This is a genomic window from Acidobacteriota bacterium (assembly GCA_009861545.1).
Classification (GTDB): domain Bacteria; phylum Acidobacteriota; class Vicinamibacteria; order Vicinamibacterales; family UBA8438; genus WTFV01.
The window spans coordinates 1-19,302 of sequence record VXME01000116.1; the positions used below are offsets into that span (position 1 = coordinate 1).

At 69.3% G+C, this 19,302-nt stretch carries 21 protein-coding genes and 1 tRNA gene; 9 read left to right on the forward strand and 13 right to left on the reverse strand.

All coding sequences use genetic code 11. The annotated features are described in order from the left end of the window. Positions 1 to 224: 224 nt before the first annotated feature. Positions 225 to 533 (forward strand): hypothetical protein, encoded by a 309-nt coding sequence (locus F4X11_18920; protein ID MYN67076.1) that lies wholly within the window; start codon positions 225 to 227, stop codon positions 531 to 533. Positions 534 to 984: 451 nt separating this feature from the next. On the opposite strand, the gene F4X11_18925 is transcribed toward F4X11_18920, so the two are convergent. From F4X11_18925 to rplM, 12 genes are all read right to left on the reverse strand, one after another. After that, positions 985 to 2,799, reverse strand: a complete 1,815-nt coding sequence (locus tag F4X11_18925) for a hypothetical protein (GenBank protein ID MYN67077.1) — start codon at positions 2,797 to 2,799, stop codon at positions 985 to 987. 29 nt (positions 2,800 to 2,828) lie between these two features. Next, positions 2,829 to 3,497, reverse strand: coding sequence for an outer membrane lipoprotein carrier protein LolA (locus F4X11_18930; protein MYN67078.1), 669 nt, complete (start codon positions 3,495 to 3,497; stop codon positions 2,829 to 2,831). A gap of 25 nt (positions 3,498 to 3,522) precedes the next feature. Beyond that, entirely contained in the window at positions 3,523 to 3,897 is a 375-nt protein-coding gene (locus F4X11_18935) for a hypothetical protein (GenBank protein ID MYN67079.1), read from the reverse strand. 31 nt (positions 3,898 to 3,928) lie between these two features. After that, complete coding sequence (gene thrC, locus F4X11_18940; GenBank protein ID MYN67080.1) at positions 3,929 to 5,272, reverse strand: threonine synthase; 1,344 nt, start codon at positions 5,270 to 5,272, stop codon at positions 3,929 to 3,931. A gap of 19 nt (positions 5,273 to 5,291) precedes the next feature. Next, a tRNA-Ala gene (locus tag F4X11_18945) sits at positions 5,292 to 5,367 on the reverse strand. 61 nt (positions 5,368 to 5,428) lie between these two features. Further along, positions 5,429 to 6,607 (reverse strand): threonine synthase, encoded by a 1,179-nt coding sequence (locus F4X11_18950; protein ID MYN67081.1) that lies wholly within the window; start codon positions 6,605 to 6,607, stop codon positions 5,429 to 5,431. A 58-nt stretch (positions 6,608 to 6,665) separates the two neighbouring features. Beyond that, positions 6,666 to 7,235, reverse strand: coding sequence for a ribosome recycling factor (locus tag F4X11_18955; protein ID MYN67082.1), 570 nt, complete (start codon positions 7,233 to 7,235; stop codon positions 6,666 to 6,668). Continuing rightward, entirely contained in the window at positions 7,232 to 7,984 is a 753-nt protein-coding gene (locus F4X11_18960; protein ID MYN67083.1) for a UMP kinase, read from the reverse strand. Before F4X11_18960 ends, F4X11_18955 begins: the two co-directional genes overlap by 4 nt. A 293-nt stretch (positions 7,985 to 8,277) precedes the next feature. Continuing rightward, positions 8,278 to 8,880: a translation elongation factor Ts gene (gene tsf, locus F4X11_18965; GenBank protein MYN67084.1), complete on the reverse strand. Its 603-nt coding sequence runs from the start codon at positions 8,878 to 8,880 to the stop codon at positions 8,278 to 8,280. Positions 8,881 to 8,949: 69 nt separating this feature from the next. Then, positions 8,950 to 9,726, reverse strand: coding sequence for a 30S ribosomal protein S2 (gene rpsB, locus F4X11_18970; protein MYN67085.1), 777 nt, complete (start codon positions 9,724 to 9,726; stop codon positions 8,950 to 8,952). 47 nt (positions 9,727 to 9,773) lie between these two features. After that, positions 9,774 to 10,169 (reverse strand): 30S ribosomal protein S9, encoded by a 396-nt coding sequence (gene rpsI, locus F4X11_18975; GenBank protein MYN67086.1) that lies wholly within the window; start codon positions 10,167 to 10,169, stop codon positions 9,774 to 9,776. Then, entirely contained in the window at positions 10,166 to 10,597 is a 432-nt protein-coding gene (gene rplM / locus F4X11_18980) for a 50S ribosomal protein L13 (protein ID MYN67087.1), read from the reverse strand. Before rplM ends, rpsI begins: the two co-directional genes overlap by 4 nt. A gap of 128 nt (positions 10,598 to 10,725) precedes the next feature. On the opposite strand from rplM, the gene pilM reads away from it, so the two are divergent. The 8 genes from pilM to thiE all read left to right on the forward strand — a co-directional run bounded on the left by pilM (position 10,726) and on the right by thiE (position 18,706). Then, positions 10,726 to 11,817, forward strand: a complete 1,092-nt coding sequence (gene pilM / locus F4X11_18985) for a type IV pilus assembly protein PilM (GenBank protein ID MYN67088.1) — start codon at positions 10,726 to 10,728, stop codon at positions 11,815 to 11,817. Further along, a complete protein-coding gene (locus tag F4X11_18990; protein ID MYN67089.1) occupies positions 11,814 to 12,383 on the forward strand; it encodes a PilN domain-containing protein in 570 nt (189 codons plus the stop codon). The genes pilM and F4X11_18990 overlap by 4 nt, the downstream gene beginning before the upstream one ends. After that, positions 12,380 to 12,985, forward strand: a complete 606-nt coding sequence (gene pilO, locus F4X11_18995; protein MYN67090.1) for a type 4a pilus biogenesis protein PilO — start codon at positions 12,380 to 12,382, stop codon at positions 12,983 to 12,985. The genes F4X11_18990 and pilO overlap by 4 nt, the downstream gene beginning before the upstream one ends. Beyond that, a complete protein-coding gene (locus F4X11_19000) occupies positions 12,982 to 13,458 on the forward strand; it encodes a hypothetical protein (GenBank protein MYN67091.1) in 477 nt (158 codons plus the stop codon). Before pilO ends, F4X11_19000 begins: the two co-directional genes overlap by 4 nt. Continuing rightward, positions 13,455 to 14,882, forward strand: a complete 1,428-nt coding sequence (gene pilQ / locus F4X11_19005; protein ID MYN67092.1) for a type IV pilus secretin PilQ — start codon at positions 13,455 to 13,457, stop codon at positions 14,880 to 14,882. Before F4X11_19000 ends, pilQ begins: the two co-directional genes overlap by 4 nt. Before the next feature lie 562 nt (positions 14,883 to 15,444). Continuing rightward, positions 15,445 to 16,908: a PKD domain-containing protein gene (locus F4X11_19010; GenBank protein ID MYN67093.1), complete on the forward strand. Its 1,464-nt coding sequence runs from the start codon at positions 15,445 to 15,447 to the stop codon at positions 16,906 to 16,908. A 6-nt stretch (positions 16,909 to 16,914) separates the two neighbouring features. Continuing rightward, positions 16,915 to 18,081 carry an aminopeptidase P family protein gene (locus F4X11_19015; protein ID MYN67094.1) on the forward strand — a complete coding sequence of 389 codons (1,167 nt, stop codon included), beginning with the start codon at positions 16,915 to 16,917 and terminating at the stop codon, positions 18,079 to 18,081. Next, positions 18,071 to 18,706 carry a thiamine phosphate synthase gene (gene thiE / locus F4X11_19020; GenBank protein ID MYN67095.1) on the forward strand — a complete coding sequence of 212 codons (636 nt, stop codon included), beginning with the start codon at positions 18,071 to 18,073 and terminating at the stop codon, positions 18,704 to 18,706. Before F4X11_19015 ends, thiE begins: the two co-directional genes overlap by 11 nt. Here thiE and F4X11_19025 read toward each other — a convergent pair. Beyond that, the coding region (locus F4X11_19025) for an alanine:cation symporter family protein (GenBank protein ID MYN67096.1) at positions 18,682 to 19,302 on the reverse strand (621 nt) is incomplete at its 5' end. The two genes, thiE and F4X11_19025, sit on opposite strands and share 25 nt — an antisense overlap.

The window sequence follows — 19,302 nt, forward strand, 5'->3', positions numbered from 1 at the left end:
GGGGTCCCTTTTCACGTTGCCACGGGGGTCCCTTTTCAACTTGCCATTTCCAGCCGATGACACCCGGCGAGCGAGCGAACGGCCGCGCCTGGTTCGAGGCGAGGGCGTGTGCCAGACGTCATCTGCGGCCGGATCCCCGCGCGTGACGCCGTAGTCGAGGACCTGCACGCGGCTGTTGCCGGGGCGCCTTTGACACCGTCGCCGGCAGCGATTAGCGTTGATCTGTGGAGACCACGCCCATCCTCCCGACGCTGCTGAGCGCCGTTGGGGTCGTCGCGGCCGTCCTTCTTGGCGTGTGGGGGATCGTGGCGCGCTACGCGGCCCGGGTCGAAGATCGGATGGAGCGCATGCGGGACCGGATCGATGCCCAGCGACAGGAGACGACCGAGCAGCTCGGGCACTTGCGGGACCGGATCGACGCGCAGGGGAAAGAGACGGGCGAGCAGCTCGGCCAGCTGCGCGAGCGCATGGCGAAGCTCGAGGGCCTCCTCGAAGGCCTCCGGGAGGCGATCACCGGGAAGCGGGCGGCCTGACCGGCTCGCCCGGATTTCACGGCTGGCCGCCGCGCCGGACTTCCCGTTCGATCCCGATCTGCTCCGGCATGCAACACGCGAAAACCGTAGGAGCCGCCGGGTTCGCAACCGAAGCCCCGACAGGGCACGCTCCGTCATCACAGGTCCGGTTCAACGCAACGAGCAGTTGGATGGGCCAGCCGTCGAGCCTGTGCTGTCGTGGTGGGATCTTCTTTCGTATCGCCCGTCGGGGAGGCCGTAGGTGTCCATCTTGGTGCCGTCGGGGACCGAGCGGCGTGTTGCCGGGACCTCCTCGCGGGCGGAGAGCCCCGGCACTATGCCCACGGGTGCGTCGGCACCCGCCGAGCGTCGCGTGTCCTTGGGTGACCCTCCCGCGGCGAGCAACGGCGCTGGGCAACTCCGCTTGCATGGATACCCCGGACGTGAGCAATCCACGGCGGTGGCACCCTGATCAGCGCGCGTCCGGCGGCGCCGGCGGCGCGATGGGGCGTTGCGGGCCGCCGGGGCGGCCGGGCAGCGGGCGGCCGGCTCGCGGTTGCGGCTGCGGAGGGTTCGAGGGCACGGCGCCCACCCGCGAAGCCGCGCCCGCCGCGGTGTTGGCGCCGACGCGGAACGGCCGCAGATCATCCTCTTCGAGCGCGAGGCCGCGGATGATGTGCGGCTTGAGCGTCAGGATGATGTCGGTCTGCTGCGTGTCGGTCCGGGTGCGGCCGAACAGCCGACCGAGAAACGGAATGCTGCTGAGCCCGGGAATGCCTCCGCGGGTTTCGCGCTCGTCGTCGCGAATCAGGCCCGCGAGAATGTTCGTCTCGCCGTCGCGCAGACGAATCATGGTGATGATGGAGCGGCTGCCGAACTGTGGCAGGTTTCCGAAACCCGTGCCGGAGATGTTGCTGATCTCGACCTCGAGCGCCAACGAGACCTCGTCGTTGTGGTGGATGCGGGGCGTGATGTCGATGTTGACGCCAATCTCCTCGTAGTTGAACGACGTGATCGGCTGCTGGCTGATCCCGCCGGCCGCGATCGGCGTGAAAGTCGTGACCGGTACGGGCACACGCTCACCGAAGTGGGCTTCCGCGGCGACGCCGTCGGAGGTCCGCAGTTGCGGATTGGCGAGAATACGGGTGCTCGAATTGGTTTCGAGGAGGCGGACCAGCAGACTGGTCGGGTTCGCGAGGAAGAGACTCGATCCGCTGACGCGGCCGACGTCGTCGATGGACAGTCCGAGTCCGTCGGCGCTGTCGCCGGCGCTGTCGACCACGGCCGAATCACCGCCGCTGATGTCCGAGTTGTCGCCGGCGGAGGCGAAGCGGAGACCGTACTTCCGCATGGTCTGGCGGTCCACCTCGAGCAATTGCACCTCGATCACGACCTCGGCGCGGGCCTTGTCGATCGCCCGGATCAGTCGTGCCGCCGCGTCGATGCGTTCCGGCGTGTCCTTGATCGAAATCGCATTGGTGGCGGTCACCGGCGCCAGGCGGCGCATGTCGACCACGAGGCGCAGCAGATCGATGGTCTCGGCCACGTCCGCGTTGCTGAGGTAGAAGGTCCTGATGATCTCCTCCTCGTACTCGCGGCGTTTCGCCGGCGTGTCCGGGATGATGGTTACCGTGCCGGGCGCGGTCACCCGGAAGAAGTTGCTCGTGCTGGCCGCGACGGCGGCGAGCGCCGTATCGAAGGTCATGCCCCGCAGGTCGCCCGAGAAAGGCGTGTCGCGGAACTGCGCGTCGAAGACGACGCTGATTCCGCCGAGCTGTCCCAGAGCCGAGAACACCGCACGCGAACTCTCGCTGCTGAAAACGACCGAGGAGGGGAGCTCGATGCCTTGCGGCAGATCGAGACCGGGCGGCGCCGCCACGAGAGATTGCTCGATGAGCGCCTCGATAGCCGTCTGGCCCTCCGGTTGAGCCGCCAGCTCGGCGCGCACGGCCTCCCGCGTCTCGCGGATCGCCCGGTCCAGATCGCCCATGCCGGGGTTCAGTTCGTACGCGATCTGGAACTCTTCCAGTGCCTCCCGCCAGCGCGCCAGCCGGGTGAGCCGCCGCCCCTCGGCGAAGTGCATCTGCGCGGCCCGGAGTCGCGCGCGGTCGAGCGCGAGTTGCGCGTCGCGATCGTGCGGCCGCTCCTGCAACGCCCGCGTGTAGGCGATTACCGCCCGATCGTAGTCGCGTTCGCGCTCGGCGCGCTGTCCCTCCAGCAGGGCGCCGGAGGTTGCACAGGCCGACGTCGCCAGAGCCAGCGCTGCCACCAGCGCTCGGACGTTCACGCGCGACCCGCTAGCGGGCAAGGGTCTCCTCACCTGATGACCTCGACGTCCGCGGGAACGTCGAACCCGAACAAGGTATCGGACAGACCCTGGTTCTGCATGACGTTGGACAACACGTAGGTGGAGACGCCACCCTGGAAGTCCGTGGTCGCGATCTCGAGAATGTCCAGCGTCGTGCGGTCTACGGTCAGGATCAGAGACTCGTAACCGGCGTCGCCCGCGACGGGCCTGAGCTCGATCGACCAGGCCCCTTCCGGCGGCGGCCCGGCCGCGTAGCGGGCGGTGAAGTCGCGGAGCAGGTCGCCCTCGCCGGCCAGCAAGGCGGCTGAGGTGGACGCGCCCGCACCGGCCGGCAGCGGACTCACGATTACCTGGCGGTCGGCGGGAAACCAGGAATGGATCGTCGTGCCGTCGCAGACGAAGAGCTTCGGTTCCGGATCGACATAGTCGAAACGCCATCGGCGGGGCTTCTTGACGTGCATCGTGCCACGCTCGACGTCGGTGGTCCGGAGCACGCCGCCGGCGTAGTGGTGCTCGAAGTCCGCCGAAAAATCCGCGATTCGATCGTAGTGCGCCTGCAGGTTCGCCACGAGTCGAGCGACCGGGGGCGCGGCGGGCGACTGCGCACCGGCTGCGACGGGCAGGGCACAAGCGACGAGGAGGGCAAACGCGACGCGCGGACGGCGCACGGGCATCATGGACCTGCGCGCAATCCCACGGGAGCTATCCCTTGAGGGCGCCGGCAACCGGGGGCTTCTGCTTGGGAGCGTCCTTGCTCTCGGTGGGGAGCTTGGCCGCCATCCACTCCACGATGCCTCCCTGGAGCACGCTGGCGCGGTGGCCCCGCCGGATCAATGCCGCGGCGACGCGGGCGCCGACGATCTCCTCGGGGTCGGAGTCGTACGTCACGATATCCCGATCGAGCGGGAGCGACGACGACTCGAAGTCCGGTGGCGCGAGGCGAATCGCACCGGGCAGCCGGACCGTGCTGTGTTCGTACGGGTACTTCAAGCGCACGTCGACGAGTACGGGCGTGGTCGCTTCCCCGCTGTCGATGCGCGCCTGCAGGTCTTCCTTCGTGATGCGCGGAACGGGCATGGAATATTGTCGATGGCGGCCATCGACAGTGTCAAGGCGCGCCCGTCACGCGAGCGACGGCCCGCAGCACCGCGTCGTAGTCGTCGGGCAGCTCGACGGGCAGGTTGGCGAGACGCGGCTGGAGATCCGCCGCCGCCCGGTGGTAGTCCAGCTTGAAGTCGGTGAACTTGAGCCCGTTCGCCGTCGAGATCACGACAACACGGTCGGTCGAGGCGATCTCGCCGCGCCCCCGCAGCTTGGCAAGCACGGCCAGCGCGACTCCGGTATGGGGGCAGTTGTACATGCCGGTGCGGTCGGCGCGGGCGGATGCGTCGGCGAGCTCGGCTTCCGTGGCCTGCTCCACGATGCCGTCATAGCGCCGCAACGTGCGGATGGCTTTCGCGATCGAGACCGGGTTGCCAATCTGGATGGCCGACGCCTGCGTCGTCGCCGCCTTGATCGGCTCGAAGCGCCAGTCGTTCCGATACGCGCGGTACAGCGGGTTCGCCGCGGCCGCCTGCGCGACGACGATGCGCGGACGGCGGGCCGTCACGCCGAGGGCCTCCATCATGTCGAATCCGGCGCCGAGGGCGCTCACGTTGCCCAGGTTGCCGCCGGGAATGATGATGACGTCGGGCACCTCCCAGTCGAACTGCTGGACGATCTCGATGCCCACCGTCTTCTGGCCCTCCAGGCGGATGCTGTTCATCGAGTTCGCGAGATAGATGCCCTCCTCGCTCGAGAGCCGCTTGACGATCGCCATGCAGCCGTCGAAGTCGGTGTCGAGCGCGAGCACGGTGGCGCCGTTCGACAACGGCTGCACGAGCTGGGCGGTCGACACCTTGCCGCGCGGGAGGATCACGATGGCCGGAATGCCGCCGGCCGCGGCGTAGGCGGCCAGGGAGGCGGACGTGTCGCCGGTCGAGGCGCACGCCACCGCGCGGATCGCCACGCCCTGGCGCATCATCTGCCGCACCAGAGAGACCAGCACGGTCATCCCGAGGTCCTTGAACGAACCGGTGTGGGAATTGCCGCAGAGCTTCACCCACAGATCGCTGACGCCGAGCTCCCGTCCGAACCGCTCCGCCCAGAAGAGGTTGGTTCCTCCCTCGTCCATGGACACGATGTTGTCCGCGTCAACGCCGGGGCAGACCCACTCCTTCTTGCCCCAGACGGAGGATCCGTACGGCCAGGTCGTGCGCTTGTAGCGCTCGTCGAACAGCCGCATCCAGGAGCCCGCCGAACGATCCCGGAGCGCGTCCAGGTCGTGCGACACCTCCAGCAGATCGCCGCACTTGGGGCAGCGATAAATCGGCTCCAGAAGGGAATGCGCGCCGGCGCAGCCCTGGATGCAGCGCAGCACGGCCCGGTACGGCGCGGTTTTCGTCATCGTCATGACCGGCGGAGGAAGCGACTGGTGGACCGCATGGGACTCGAACCCACGACCTCCGCGTTGCGAACGCGGCGCTCTCCCAACTGAGCTAGCGGCCCGTTTGTCGACAGAAGCAGGCCCTGCATGGTCGCGGGGTGGCGCCGCAACCACAATCCTCCATTATATACCCAGCAGGTCCAGGTACTTCAGCGCGCCGCCGGTGTTGAAGAGCACGACCCGGTCGGCGGGGGAGATGGTTCCGTCGGCGAGGAGCGCGCGCAGCGCGACCAGGGTCGCTCCGCCTTCGGGCGCCGCACTGATGCCCTCGGTCGCCCCGATTTCACGCATCGCCGCGATCATTTCCGAGTCGCTGACGGCGACCGCCGCGCCGCCGCTCTCCCGCAGGGCGCGCAGGATCAGGAAGTCGCCTATCGCTCGCGGGACCCGCAGCCCGTCCGCGCTCGTGCGGGCGTCCTCCCAGGGCGTCGCGCGCTCCTCTCGGGCGTGGAACGCGCGGACGATGGGCGCACACCCCGCGGCCTGGACGGAGACCATCCGCGGCCGTCGGGCGCCGGCCGGCATCCACCCGAGCGCCTCCAGCTCCGCGCAGGCCTTCCACATGCCGACGATGCCGGTGCCGCCTCCGGTGGGGTAGATCATCCAGTCCGGCCATTCCCAGCCGAGCTGCTCGGCGATCTCGTAGGCCATCGTCTTCTTGCCCTCGACGCGGTAGGGCTCCTTCAGCGTCGAGACGTCGTACCACCCGTGCGCGGCGCCGGTTGCCGCCGCCACCCGTCCCGCGTCGGTGATGAGGCCGTCAACCAGCGTTACCTCGGCGCCGTAGAGCTCGCATTCGCGAATGAACGGCGTCTTGACGTCGCGCGGCATGAAGACCTTGGCCGCCATGCCCGCGCGGGCCGCGTACGCCGCGGCGGCGTTGGCGGCGTTACCGGCGGATGGGACGGAAACCGTGGTTGCCCCGAGTCGCCGCGCGGCGGTGACGGCCGCGGACAAGCCGCGGGCCTTGAAGGAGTTAGTCGGGTTGGCGGACTCGTCCTTGACGTAGAGACGGTCCATCCCGACCGTGGCGCCGAGGCGGCGTGCGTGCGCGAGCGGCGTGAAACCCTCGCCGAGCGTCACCGGCCCGTCGGCGTCGGCCGCGGGCAGCACCTCCCGATAACGCCACATCGTCGGCGGGCGATCCTGCAGCGAGTCGCGTGTCCAGCGTCGGGCGAGGGTGTCGAGCGCGTACCGCGCGAGCAGCGGCGCGCCGCAGGCGCACAGGTGCTGGACGCTTTGCGGATCCATGGGTCCCGCGCCGCAGGGGGCCGAGCATTCGAGATGGGAGAGAGTCGACATGGGCGGAGCGGACGGCGGCGGACAACTGCCCGAACGCGTTGGTCTCGGCCGGCGGCGGCTAGCGGTCCAGCAACTCCGCGTCCTTCGCCCGCTGCAGGTCGTCGATCTTGCGGACGTGATCGTCCGTGAGCTTCTGGATGTCGTCGAGGGCGCGCCGTTCGTCGTCCTCGGAGAGCTCGTGATTCCTCAGCAGCCGCTTGAGGGCGTCGTTCGTGTCCCGCCGCACCTGCCGCACGCTGGTCCGACCCTCCTCGGCCAGCTTGTGCACGAGTCGCGACATTTCCTTGCGGCGCTCGTCGGTCAGGGTCGGTACGGGAACCCGGACGATCTTTCCGTCGTTGCTCGGGTTGAGGCCGAGATTGGCATTCCGGATCGCGTTCTCGATGGCCGTTATCTGGGAAGGATCGAACGGCGCCGCAACGATGAGCGTCGATTCGGGAACGGACAGGCTGGCCACCTGGTTCAGCGGCATCAGGGCGCCGTAGGCCTCCACGCGGACGCTGTCGAGAAGGTTGACGGAGGCCCGTCCGGTGCGTACGCCCGCCAACTCCCGGCGTACGTGCTCCACGGCGCCGTCCATTCGTCGCTCGGCATCGGCGTGGGCTGCTTCAGGATCGGTCACGGTCATGATGTGGCTACCTCCGAACGATCGCCGGGCAACGAGGCGGTTACCAGCGATCCCACTGGCTCTCCGAGGACGGCACGCCGGATGTTGCCCGACGTACGCAGGTTGAAGACCACGATCGGCATGCCGTTGTCCATGCACAGCGAGATCGCCGTGGCATCCATCACCTTCAGGCCCTGCTCGATCACCTGCCGGTGCGAAATACGGTCGAGACGGGTGGCGGTCGGATCGGTCATCGGATCGGACGTGAAGATGCCGTCGACCTTCGTTCCCTTGAGCAGGATATCGGCGCGGATCTCCATCGCGCGCAGGGCCGCTGCCGTGTCGGTGGTGAAGTACGGGTTTCCGGTCCCCGCGGCGAACAGCACGATGCGACCCTTCTCGAGATGGCGCACCGCACGCCGCCGCACGTAGGGCTCGGCAACCTCGCGCATCTCTATTGCCGTGACGACTCGCGTCGAGGCGCCGTTCCTTTCCAGGGCGTCCGAGAGCGCGAGCGCGTTCATGACCGTGGCGAGCATGCCCATGTAGTCCGCGGTGGCGCGATCCATGCCGCGGGCGCTCGCGGCCAGGCCGCGAAAGATGTTGCCGCCGCCGATCACGATGGCGAGCTCGACGTCGAGGGCCCGGACCGCTGCGATCTCGCGCGCCAGCCGATCGGCGACGACCGAATCGATGCCGAAGGACTTCTCTCCGACGAGCGCCTCGCCCGACAGCTTGAGGAGGACACGCCGACAGGCTCGTCCGGTCATCGAGAAACAGGCCGGCGCGGTGTCTTGAACGGGACTGTCCGGAGACGAGGCGCGGCCGGCTGCGATTATAGCGCAGCGTCCATCGCCCGCCGTCGTGAGGCGCTACCCGGGAATCGTCGCCGCCGGCTCCGATTGCCGCCCAACCGGGCCCGACCGACGGTCTGCGCCGCTTCCGCGGCGCCGACTCTTAGGAGTCTGCGCCGCAGAACGCAGCGAAGCGAAGTGCTGTGGCGCAGACTCATGGAGCGGGGGGGATGGGCCGAAACGCCGAGCCTGCGAGGCGTTTCGGGGCGCTAGGAAGCGGTCTCGCCAACCTTGAACCGTGCGAAGCGGGCGACCGTGATGTTCTCGCCGAGCTTGGCGATCGCCGCGGTGATCATCGTGCCGATGGTCGTCTTCGGATCACGGATCGAAGGCTGGTCGGTCAACACGACCTGTTCGTAGTAGCTGTTGAGCTTGCCTTCGACGATCTTGTCGACGATCGCCGGCGGCTTGTTCGAGTTCTCGAACTGCGCCCGGTAGATGGAGCGTTCCCGCTCCAGGTCGGCGGCGGGCACCTCTTCGCGGCTCGCGTACTGCGGGTCGGCGGCTGCGATGTGCATGGCGATTTCGCGCACGAGCTTCTGGAAGTCGTCGGTGCGCGCCACGAAGTCGGACTCGCAGTTGACTTCCACGATGACGCCGACCTGTCCGCCCTGGTGGATGTAGTGCCCGACGAGTCCCTGCGACGTCGTACGGCCCGCGCGCTTGGCTGCCTTCGCCTGGCCTCGGGTCCGCAGAATGGTCACCGCCTGATCGATGTCGCCGCCGGCTTCGCCCAGTGCCGCCTTGCACTCCATGAAGCCAACGCCGGTTCGGTCACGTAGTTCCTTGACTTGCGCCGCACTGATTGCCATGACGTCGATCTTTCGCGTTGGAGGGAAGGCCCGCCGCGGTATCGGTGCGGCGGGACCGGAACATGTCTGTCAGACGGACGCCGGAGCGGGCGAAGCCACTGTGGTGGCCGCGGGAGCGGCTTGCGGCGCGCCGGCGTCGGCATTCGTGTCTTCCGCGGCTTCCTTGAGGCCCCGGCCGTTGATGACCGCGTCGGCGATTCGTGTCACGAACAGCCGAATCGCGCGCAGCGCATCGTCGTTGCCGGGGATTACGTAGTCGACGTCATCGGGATCGCAGTTCGTATCGACGAGGCCGATGACCGGGATTCTCAGCTTTCGCGCCTCGTCGACGGCAATCTTCTCGCGGCGGGTGTCGATGACGAACACGGCGTCCGGAAGACGCGACATCTTTCGGATACCGTCCAGGTTGCGGTGAAGCTTCCGCTTCTCCTTCTCGAGGCGCGCCACTTCCTTCTTCGAGAGGCTGTCGTGGCGGCCGTCCTCGGCCATCGCCTCGAGCTCGCGGAGGCGATCCAGACTTCGCTGGATCGTGGAGAAGTTCGTCAGCAGGCCGCCGAGCCAGCGCTCGTTCACGAAGTACATGCCGCAACGCTGGGCTTCCTCGACGACCAGATCCTGCGCCTGCCGCTTCGTGCCAACGAAGAGAATGGTGCGGTTCTCCGACGCGAGCTGCGTGACGAAGTCTTCCGCCACTCGCATGCACTGGGCCGTCTTGCCCAGGTCGATAAGGTAGATCCCGTTGCGCTGGCCGAAGATGTACTTCTTCATCTTGGGGTTCCAGCGCTTCGTCTGGTGGCCGAAATGAACTCCGGCTTCCAGCAGTTCCTGCATCGTCAACGGCGTCAAGCTGCCTCCATCCGGTGCGCCTGCTATCGCGGCGACCGTTCCGGTTCCTACCGCTTGCTGAACTGGAATCGCTTGCGTGCGCCAGCCAGTCCGTACTTCTTGCGTTCCTTGCCGCGCGGGTCCCGCGTCAGCATGCCGGCCTTCTTCAGCGGCGCCCGCAACTCGGGGTCCGCCTCGACGAGCGCGCGCGCGATTCCGAGACGCAACGCACCGGCCTGGCCGGAGATGCCTCCGCCGGCCGCGGTCGCGAAGATGTCGTACTTGGCGGTCGATTCCGTCAGCACGAGAGGCTCGGTGATCCTCGTCCGGAGCGACGCCGTCGGGAAACGATCTTCCAGCGATACGGTATTCACGGTAAAGGCGCCTGCGCCGGGGCGGAGAAAAACTCGCGCAGTCGAGGTCTTGCGCCGTCCGGTTGCGTAGTGGGCAGGTTCTGCGCTCACGATACCTCGCAGGCGGCCGGCTTCTGGGCCGCGTGGGGATGCTCGGGCCCGGCGTACACCTTCAGCTTGCGGTACATCGCCTTCCCCAGCTTCGTCTTCGGCAACATGCCGCGCACGGCGGATTCGACCAGTCGTTCCGGATGGTGGCGGCGAACGGTTCCGGCCCGTTCGCTGCGCAACCCGCCGAGGTAGCCGCTGTGCGCGTGGTACAGCTTGCGGGTCTCCTTGCGTCCGGTCATGCGCACACGCGCCGCGTTGACGATGACGACGTGATCGCCCATATCGAGATAAGGCGCGTACTGCGGGCGGTGCTTGCCTTGCAGGAGGCGCGCGGCGACGGTGGCGATCCGCCCGAGAACTCTCGAGTCGGCGTCGATCACGTGCCAAGCGCGCACGATGTCTTTTCGGCTGGGAGCGTAGGTCGACACGTTTTCACACCAAACCTGGTCGGTACATCCGCAAATCCTACAGAGCGCGCAGAGCTCGTGTCAAGGCGCCGGGGTCGGCGCGGAGCGCCGGGCGCGGTTGGCGCGATCCTTGCTTGAGGAAGTCCACCGTGGCGGGATCCATGGGCTTCGTCTCCGGCCTCCTGCGGCGGCCGACGCCGCTGGTCGGCATCGACATCGGCTCGAGTGCCGTGAAGGCGGTCGAACTGACCGCGGCGGCCGGCCGCCGGATCCACGCAACGGCCGGCATGCGTGCCGTGCCCGCGGGCAGCATCGTCAAGGGGGAGATCGTGAACCGGGCAGCCGTCGCCGAAGCGGTTCGCGGGCTGTTGGGCGCCGCAGACATCCGCGGTCGCGATGTGGCCCTGTCGTTGCCGGGGGGCGCGGTCATCGCCAGAGAAATCGCCATGCCGCGAATGAGCCGGGCAGAGCTCGCGGGTTCGATCGCCTGGGAGGCCGAAAGGCACATTCCGTTCGAGCTCTGCGACGTAAACCTGGATTACCAGGTGGTCGACCGCGCCGGCGACACCGAGCGGCGGCCGCCGATGGTCGTGCTGCTGGTGGCGGCCAAGAAGACGACGATCGCCGAATACGCCGCCGTGGTCACCGAGGCCGGATGCGTGCCGGCGGTCGTGGACGTGGCAGCGTTCGCTCTCCAGAACGCCTGTGCGTTGCAGGGAGGATTCGAACGCGGCGGGGTGGCTGCCCTGCTCAACTGCGGGGCGAGCACGATCAACGTCAACATCGTCGAGGCCGGCCGGTCCGTCTTCACCCGCGAAATCGCCGCCGGTGGAAACGCCTGCACCGAGGCGCTCCGCCGCAACGGGGACCTCTCGTTCGACGAGGCCGAACGGGTCAAGAAGGGCCTTTCGAGCCGGGGGGCGGGCCGGGAGGATGCAGAGCCGGTGCTGCGGGAGGCTACCGAGCATCTGCTGCTCGAAGTGGAGAAGACGTTCGACTTCTTCGCGGCCAGCCGGACGGCAGGCCGCATCGATCGCATCCTGCTCAGCGGCGGCGCCTCACAGGGAGCGGGCTTTGCCTCCGCGATGGCTGGACGCTTCGATGTGCCCCTGGAGCGGTTCGATCCCTTTCGCAAGACGCAGGTCGTCGGTCGGCAGATCGGTTGGCGCGATCCGGCGGACGTCGCCGCGGCGGCGGGCGTTGCGGCGGGACTCGCGCTGCGCCGAACGGGGGATCGATGATTCGCGTCAATCTGCTCACCTCGGTACAGGACCGGACGACGATCGTCGACGGCCGATCTCGGAACGGGCCGCCCGCCGCTGCGGTGGCACTGCCGGGGCTGGCTCTGGTTCTGGCGGCCTGGTGGTTCTGGTCCTTGCATGGGCAAGCCGCGGAGCTGACCCGGGGGCTCGCGAACGCGGAGGCGGCCTTGGCGGGCCTCACCCCGGTCGTCGACGCAGTGCGCGGCGCCGAGGCGCTGCGGGCCGACCTTGCCGCGCAGGTGGCCCGCATCGAAGCGCTGCACGATCGCCGCGGCGATCCGGCGCGGCTCCTCGACCGGCTGAGTCGCGCTCTTCCGAACGGTCTGTGGCTGAGCGAGGTACGCCAGGAGCCGGCCGCGGTGGTCGTGCGGGGACGCGCCGTCGCGCCGGCCGCGGTATCCGACTACGCCGCGGCACTGGAGGACTCGGCGTCTCCCGATGCCAGGGTCGAAATAGTGGGCTCCCGCCGGGAAGAGTCGTTCGGCGGGCAGGAGGCGGTCGTCTTCGAGGTCAGGATGCGCCTGCCGGCGGCCGGGGATCCATGAAGTCCAGCCTGGCGGAGGGGGCCCGGAACAGGACGCTCGCGGCGGGTGTCCTCTTGCCGGTCGCCGTCCTGGCGGCGTTTCGGCTCTTGTTCGTGGAACCGCAGACCGACCTGCTGGCGATGCGGCGCGTGGAACTGGAGCAGCGCCGGGGCGAGGTCGCCCGGGCCCGTCTCGCCGCCAGCCGCCTGCCGCAGCTCGAAGCCGAGGTCTCGCGGCTGCGCCGCCGCCTCGCGATCCTGCACCGCGGCATGCCGGAGGCGCAGGACGCGTCCGCGGTGTTGAGGAGTCTGCAGGAGGTCGCGGTGCGGTCCCGACTGACCATGCAGTCTTTCGCGCTCGACGAGACGCGTCCCGGGGAGGGTTACGAAGAATGGCCGGTCCGACTGGAGGTGACGGGAGGTTTCCACGAGCTCGCCTCGTTTCTCGATGCGGTGAGCGGGCTGCCGAGGATCGTCACCATCGATCGCCTGTCGATCCGTGCTCTCCCCTCCGGGAAGCCGAACGCGACGATCGCGGCGACGTGCATCGCCTCGACCTATGTGCTGCGGGAGCCCGTGAACGGCGTGGACGCGGTGCGCGGGGAAGGGAGGTTGCGCCGATGATGCATGCAGCGACGCATGCGCTGCTGTTCGCGGCGTTCCTGGCCGGGCAGGAACGCGCTTCGGCCAGCCAGGGCCGCGATACTCGTCCCGACACGACATCCGAGTCCCCGGGGCAGGATGCGGACCCTTCGAACCGCGCACGTTCCTACGACTCCGGCGGACGTCGGGATCCGTTTCTCCCGCCACCCCCGCGCGCCCGTCCGGACCGGTTCGTCGGGGCGCGGCCGCGCGGACTGGCCGGAATCGCGGTCGAAGAGATGACCCTTCGCGGCCTCGTCCGGCTCGGCGGCAAGTATCTCGCGATGCTGGAGACCGAACACGGGAGAAGTCATGTGGTGCGAGGGGGGGAGGAGCTCTTCGACGGCTACGTGCAGTCGGTGGCGGGCGGCGGCGTCGTGATCGTCGTGGATGGGCCGCGCGGCGCGGCACGCGCCGTGCGTCTGACGCTGCGGCCGTCGAGGGGGGAGCGATGAACAGGTCCCGCGCTGTCCGGCGTGCGCTCGCGGTGCTGTTGCTGGCGACGGCGGCGGGCCGCATCCCGGACGGGAACGGCAACGGCTCGCTGTCGGGAGGCGTGCTCAGCGCGCAGCGGAGAGTGCAGGGGGCGTTGGAGGCCTCCCGCGAGTACACCGGCGATCCGGTCTCGATGGAGTTCCAGAACGCGGATCTGCGTTCGGTGCTGCGGACCTTCGTCGAGATCAGCGAGCTGAATCTCGTGATCGATCCGCAGGTGGCGGGGACGGTCGATGTCGCGCTGGTCGACGTGCCGTGGGATCAGGCGTTCGACGTCATTCTTCGAGCCAACCGGTTGGGGTACGTGGTCGACGGCAACGTGGTTCGCATCGCCCCCTTGGCCACGCTGGCCGCGGAGGACGAGGAGAGGAGCGCCCGCGCCGAACGGCAGGCGCTGGCCGGGGATCTGGTGGTCATCACCCGCACATTGGGCTACGCCCGGGCCGTCGACCTCGCCGATCTCGTCACCCGCACGGTCCTGTCACCGCGCGGCCAGGTGCAGATGGACGGCCGGACGAACACGCTCATCATCGTGGACCTGCCGGACCGCATCGGCCGAGTGCGGGAGTTGGTGGACGTACTCGATCGCCCGCAACCGCAGGTCGAGATCCAGGCCCGTATCGTGCAGGCCAGTCAGGACTATCTGCGCGAGCTCGGTGTGCAGTGGGGCATCGCGGCGCGGGCCGCTCCCGAGATCGGCAACACGACGTCGCTGTCGTTTCCGAACCGCGGCGGAGTCTCCGGTCGAGCCGGGGGCGCGCAGGGACCCGCGGACGGGGCCGACCCGCGCGCGCTGGAGAGCGAGAACAGCGGGACCGCGGTGGACCTGGGCGCGCCTTCGGCGAGCACCGCCCTGGGGTTGGCTCTCGGCGCGATCGACGGGTCGCTCAACCTCGACGTCGTGCTCTCCGCCGCGGAGAGCGACGGGCAGGTGAGAATCCTGTCGAACCCCAGAATCACGACCCAGAACAACGTTCAGGCCACCATCACGCAGGGCGATCAGATCCCGATCCAGACCGTCGCCAACAACACCGTGACGGTGACGTTTCGGGACGCGGCTCTGCACCTGGCGGTGACCCCGCAAATCACCACCGCCGACACGGTCATCATGCGGATCGAGATCGGCAACGACTTCGCCGACTTCGCCCGGCAGGTCAACGGCGTACCGCCGATCGTGACGCAGAGCGCCAGCACCACCGTGCAGGTGCGCGACGGCGCCACGACGGTGATCGGCGGAATATACGAGAGCGCCCGCACACGATCGGCCCGCCGGGTGCCCGGTATCCACCGCATTCCCATACTCGGATGGTTCTTCAGAAGCCGCGCGGAGCGGCGTCGAAGCGACGAGCTGCTGATCTTTCTGACGCCTCGCATCGTGCGTTGAGGCGTGGTTCGGAGGGGAGAGATGAAAGGCATACGGCGATCGGTGGCGCGCGCCGCGAAGGCCGCGGCATGGCCGGGAACGACAAGTGCCCGGACCACGGCGGCGCGGGTGTTCGTCGGGCTCGCCGCGGCCGTCGGGTGCGCGGGTGACGGCCCGGCATCCTCGCGTTCGAGCGTCACCCTCGTGGTGGAACGGATGGGGGCGTCGTCGGATGCGATGGCCGGGCACTCGACCAGGGCGTTCATCCGTTCGGACGTCGTTGCGGGTGGGACGGTGGCCCCCGACGCGGCGCAGGCGACGTTGCGGCTCGTTCCGAAGGACCCGGGTACGGCAACCGGCCCGGTCGCGCCCAGCGGTGCGCGCTTCGCGACCGTGGACCGCTACCGGGTGCGCTACGTGCGAAGCGACGGGCTGGACACGCCGGGCATCGACGTGCCGCACCCCTGGGACGGTGTGCTGGGCCTGACCGCCTCTTTCGCCGCCGAGACCGTGGAGATCGTCCTCGTGCGTGCGTCCGCGAAGCTCGATCCGCCGCTCGTGAACCTCCGCGAGGGGGGTGGCGATGTCGTCATCAACGCGCTGGCCTACGTCACGTTCTACGGGCGGGACCACGGCGGTGCTCGGGTCGAGGCCGTCGGCGCGATCGGAATCGAGTTCGGGGACTGGTCCGATGCGGAACCGACACGCGGGTGAGGCGGGCATGCAGGATCGACCGTGCCGCTATACGCGGAGGGCGACCCGCCGCCTCATCCCCGTGCTGGCCTTCTCTTCCTGCCTGATCGGTTGCCTGCAGGAGGGCCGGAATCCGCCTCCTCCGGCCGGGCCGTCGGCGCTGGCGCTGTCGGTCCGGCTGCGCGCGACCCCCGACGTGCTGCCGATCGACGGAGCCGCTACGTCCGTGGTTGCAGTCACCGCGACGCGGCCGGGTCGCGTCCCCGCCGCCGATCTGCGCCTGGCCGTGCGGGTCGTCGAGGGTTCGACCGCGCAAGACGTAGGGCAGCTCTCCACGCGGTCCATCGTGACCGACACGGCCGGGCACGCGGTCTTCTCGTATCGTGCGCCGCGGCCATCCGGAGACGCGGGGCGGTCGGTCGATGCAGGTCGGGTCGTCACGCTGGTCGTTACCCCGGTGACAGGCGACTTCTCGAGCGCGGTCGAGCGGCGGGTCCGCATCCGACTCGTACCCGCCGGCATCGTGATTCCGCCCTTCGACGTGCAGCCCGGCTTCGCGGTGACGCCGGCCGCTCCGGCCGTTTCCGATCAAGTGCGGTTCAGTGCCGCGCCGTGCCCGGCCGGAGACCCGGCGGCAACCGCGTGCACCCGCGATCCTTCCGGGCTGATCGCGGAATATCTCTGGGATTTCGGAGACGGCGGGCGGGCCTCCGGCCAGATGCCCGGACACGTGTACTCGACGGCCGGCACGTACCTCGTTCGAATGACGGTGACAGACGCTTTCGACCGGTCGGCAGAGGCGACGAGGACGGTGCCCGTGACGGCGGGAAAGCCGCCGACCGCCTCCTTCGTCGTGTCGCCGGTCCCGGCGGCCGCGGGCGATGAGGTCTTCTTCGATGCCAGCGCCTCGGCGCCGGCCGCGGGCCGGCGGCTGGTCTCTCACGAATGGAACTTCGGCGACGGCGCGACGGGGAACGGGGTCGCGACGAGTCATGTGTACCGGGAGGCGAGGACCTATACGGTCACCGTCAACGTAACCGACGACACGGGACTTCGAGGTTCGGCCGCCGGCGTGGTTGAAGTAGTCGACAGCGCACCGCTGGCGGTCGTGACGGCGTCTCCCGCGGCGCCGGCCGCCGGCGAGACCGTCCACTTCAGCGCGGAGCAGTCGACGGCCGCTCCCGGACGGAGAATCGTGCGCTATCGCTGGCGCTTCGGCGACGGTCGGGAGAGCCTGGGCGGTCCGACGGCGAGCCATGCCTACGCCGGGGCCGGCGACTACCTGATCGAGGTCGCGGTCACCGACGACGACGGTCGAACCGGGAGGGCCTTCATCCGGGTCATCGTAGAATGACGTGGAATGCGCTTCGCACCGCGCGAACGGCTGGCCGCCCGAGCGTCGGCGCTACGGCGGGAGTTGGCGGCGCGGGGTCTCGATGCTCTCGTCGTCACGGCTCTCCCGCATCTCTTCTACCTGCTCAACCTGCGCGCGAGCGCCGGCGTCGCGGTCGTCGAACGCGAGCCGCCCGGTCTCCGCCTGATCATCGACTTTCGGTACGTCGAGGCCGTCAACCGCCTCGTGGAGCATGAAATCGCACCGCCGGATCTGGAAACGGTCCAGGTGGAGAGCACCTACGACGAGACGCTGTGCGACGTGCTGCGCGGCAGGCCGTCGGCGCGGGTCGCGGTCGAGGCCGATCATCTCAGCGTGCGGCGCTGGATGTGGTTGCAGAAAAAGCTGGAGGTGGACCTCAGCCCGGCAGTGGAGCTCATCGAGCGGGCGCGGATGGTCAAGGACGGGCACGAGGCCGAGACGCTGCGGAAGGCGGGCCGGATGCTCGCCGGCATCATCGGTCGGGCATGCGCGTGCGCGCGGCGCGGCCGTTCCGAGATCGAGGTGGCGAGAGACGTGGAGCGGTTGATCGAGGAGGCAGGCTTCGAGCGTCCCGCCTTCGATTCCATCGTGGCTTCCGGTCCGAACGGGGCGCTTCCGCACGCGCACCCGACCGAACGCCGGCTGGCCGGCGGCGATCTCGTCATCCTCGACTTCGGAGGGGTCCACGAGGGCTATTGCGTCGACGTCTCGCGCACGGTGTCGGTCGGGCCGCCGACCTGCGAGACCCGCCGGTTGCATCGGGCGGTGCGCGAGGCCCAGTCGGCCGCCCTGGCCGCGGCGGCGCCCGGGGTGCTCGCGAGCGACGTCGACGGCGCGGCCCGGACGGTGCTGGAAGGCCATGGGCTGGCGGATCGCTTCGGGCACGGCACGGGGCACGGGCTCGGGATCGACGTCCACGAGCTGCCGCGCATCGGGAAGCGTCGCACGGGGCCGGCCGGGCCGGACGACGTGGCGCTCGCGGCGGGGATGGTCTTCACGATCGAGCCCGGCGTCTACGTGCCCGATCTGGGCGGGGTGCGTATCGAGGACGACGTGCTGATGACCGAGGCCGGAATCGAGGTGCTGACACCGGCCTGCCGGCAGTTGCTGGACACGGACCGACCCGTGCCGGGGAGGGGCGATGGGTGTTGACCTGCCGTCCCTCTACGCGATTGTCGACGCCGGCCAGGCCGCTCGCCACGGCTGGACGGTGCCCGATCTCGCCGCCGCGTACTTCGACGGCGGGGCCCGGCTGGTGCAGCTTCGGGCGCCGGGCGCAGCCGGCGGGGTGATTGACGGTTGGTGCGACGCCGTCGTGGCGCGGGCTTCCGGCTACGGCGCGGCGGTCGTGGTCAACGATCGTGCCGACGTCGCTCGCATGAGCGGCGCGGCGGGTGTGCATCTGGGGCAGGACGACCTGCCGGTCGAGGACGCACGCAGGGTGGTGGGGGAGAGCGCCGTCGTCGGTCTCTCGACGCACACGGCGGATCAGGTCGGCGATGCACTGGCGCGTCCCGTGACCTACGTGGCGGTCGGTCCGGTCTACGCGACCGGCACCAAGGATACCGGCCATCGACCGGTCGGCCTGGGGTTCGTCCGCACGGCGGCCGAGCGGGCGGGCGCCGTCCCGGTGGTAGCCATCGGGGGGATCACGCTGGAGCGCGCGCCGGAGGTCATTGCCGCCGGCGCCGGCGCGGTCGCCGTGATTGGCGACCTCCTGGCCGGGGGGCGGCCCAGCGCCCGCGCGCAGGCCTACGTCGACCGCTTGTCGAAGTAGTCGATCGTGAGCGAGCGGACGGTTCCGACCAGGAACGCGATGCCGATCAGGTTCGGAAAGGCCATGAGGCCGTTCAGCAGCGTGCCGATGGCCCAGACGAGGGGCACGGAAGCGACCGAGCCGACCAGCACCATCACCGTGAAGACCGTGCGGTACGCCCGGATGACGCCCGATCCGAACAGGAACTCGATGCACTTCTCGCCGTAGTACGCCCAGCCGATCAGGGTCGAGAAACCGAACAGAAACGAGCAGAGGGCCACTATCAGCGAGGCGAAGGGTATGGAGGTTCCGAGAGCCGCCGCCGTCAGGTCGCCGCTGGCTCCCTGGTAGGCCGGATCGGTCCAGAGCCCGGAGGTCAGGATGATGAACGCCGTCATCGAGCAGACGACGATGGTGTCCATGAACACCTCGAAGATGCCGATCACCCCCTGTTCCGACGGATGCTTCACCTTTGCGATGCCATGGGCGATCGGCGCGCTGCCCATGCCGGCTTCGTTCGAGAGGAGGCCCCCGCGGGCGCCCCCCGCGGCGGCGGGGGGGCCCGCGCGCGCCCCCCCCCCCCCCCCCCCCCCGGCGGGGGGGCGGCACCCCCCCGC

Bases quoted from the DNA above. Each gene is read 5' to 3' on its own strand.
- F4X11_18930 (MYN67078.1), bottom strand. From the start codon at position 3,497: ATGATGCCCGTGCGCCGTCCGCGCGTCGCGTTTGCCCTCCTCGTCGCT.
- F4X11_18935 (MYN67079.1), bottom strand. From the start codon at position 3,897: ATGCCCGTTCCGCGCATCACGAAGGAAGACCTGCAGGCGCGCATCGAC.
- thrC (MYN67080.1), bottom strand. From the start codon at position 5,272: ATGACGATGACGAAAACCGCGCCGTACCGGGCCGTGCTGCGCTGCATC.
- F4X11_18950 (MYN67081.1), bottom strand. From the start codon at position 6,607: ATGTCGACTCTCTCCCATCTCGAATGCTCGGCCCCCTGCGGCGCGGGA.
- F4X11_18955 (MYN67082.1), bottom strand. From the start codon at position 7,235: ATGACCGTGACCGATCCTGAAGCAGCCCACGCCGATGCCGAGCGACGA.
- F4X11_18960 (MYN67083.1), bottom strand. From the start codon at position 7,984: ATGACCGGACGAGCCTGTCGGCGTGTCCTCCTCAAGCTGTCGGGCGAG.
- tsf (MYN67084.1), bottom strand. From the start codon at position 8,880: ATGGCAATCAGTGCGGCGCAAGTCAAGGAACTACGTGACCGAACCGGC.
- F4X11_18990 (MYN67089.1), top strand. From the start codon at position 11,814: ATGATTCGCGTCAATCTGCTCACCTCGGTACAGGACCGGACGACGATC.
- pilO (MYN67090.1), top strand. From the start codon at position 12,380: ATGAAGTCCAGCCTGGCGGAGGGGGCCCGGAACAGGACGCTCGCGGCG.
- F4X11_19000 (MYN67091.1), top strand. From the start codon at position 12,982: ATGATGCATGCAGCGACGCATGCGCTGCTGTTCGCGGCGTTCCTGGCC.
- pilQ (MYN67092.1), top strand. From the start codon at position 13,455: ATGAACAGGTCCCGCGCTGTCCGGCGTGCGCTCGCGGTGCTGTTGCTG.
- F4X11_19010 (MYN67093.1), top strand. From the start codon at position 15,445: ATGTCGTCATCAACGCGCTGGCCTACGTCACGTTCTACGGGCGGGACC.
- F4X11_19015 (MYN67094.1), top strand. From the start codon at position 16,915: ATGCGCTTCGCACCGCGCGAACGGCTGGCCGCCCGAGCGTCGGCGCTA.
- thiE (MYN67095.1), top strand. From the start codon at position 18,071: ATGGGTGTTGACCTGCCGTCCCTCTACGCGATTGTCGACGCCGGCCAG.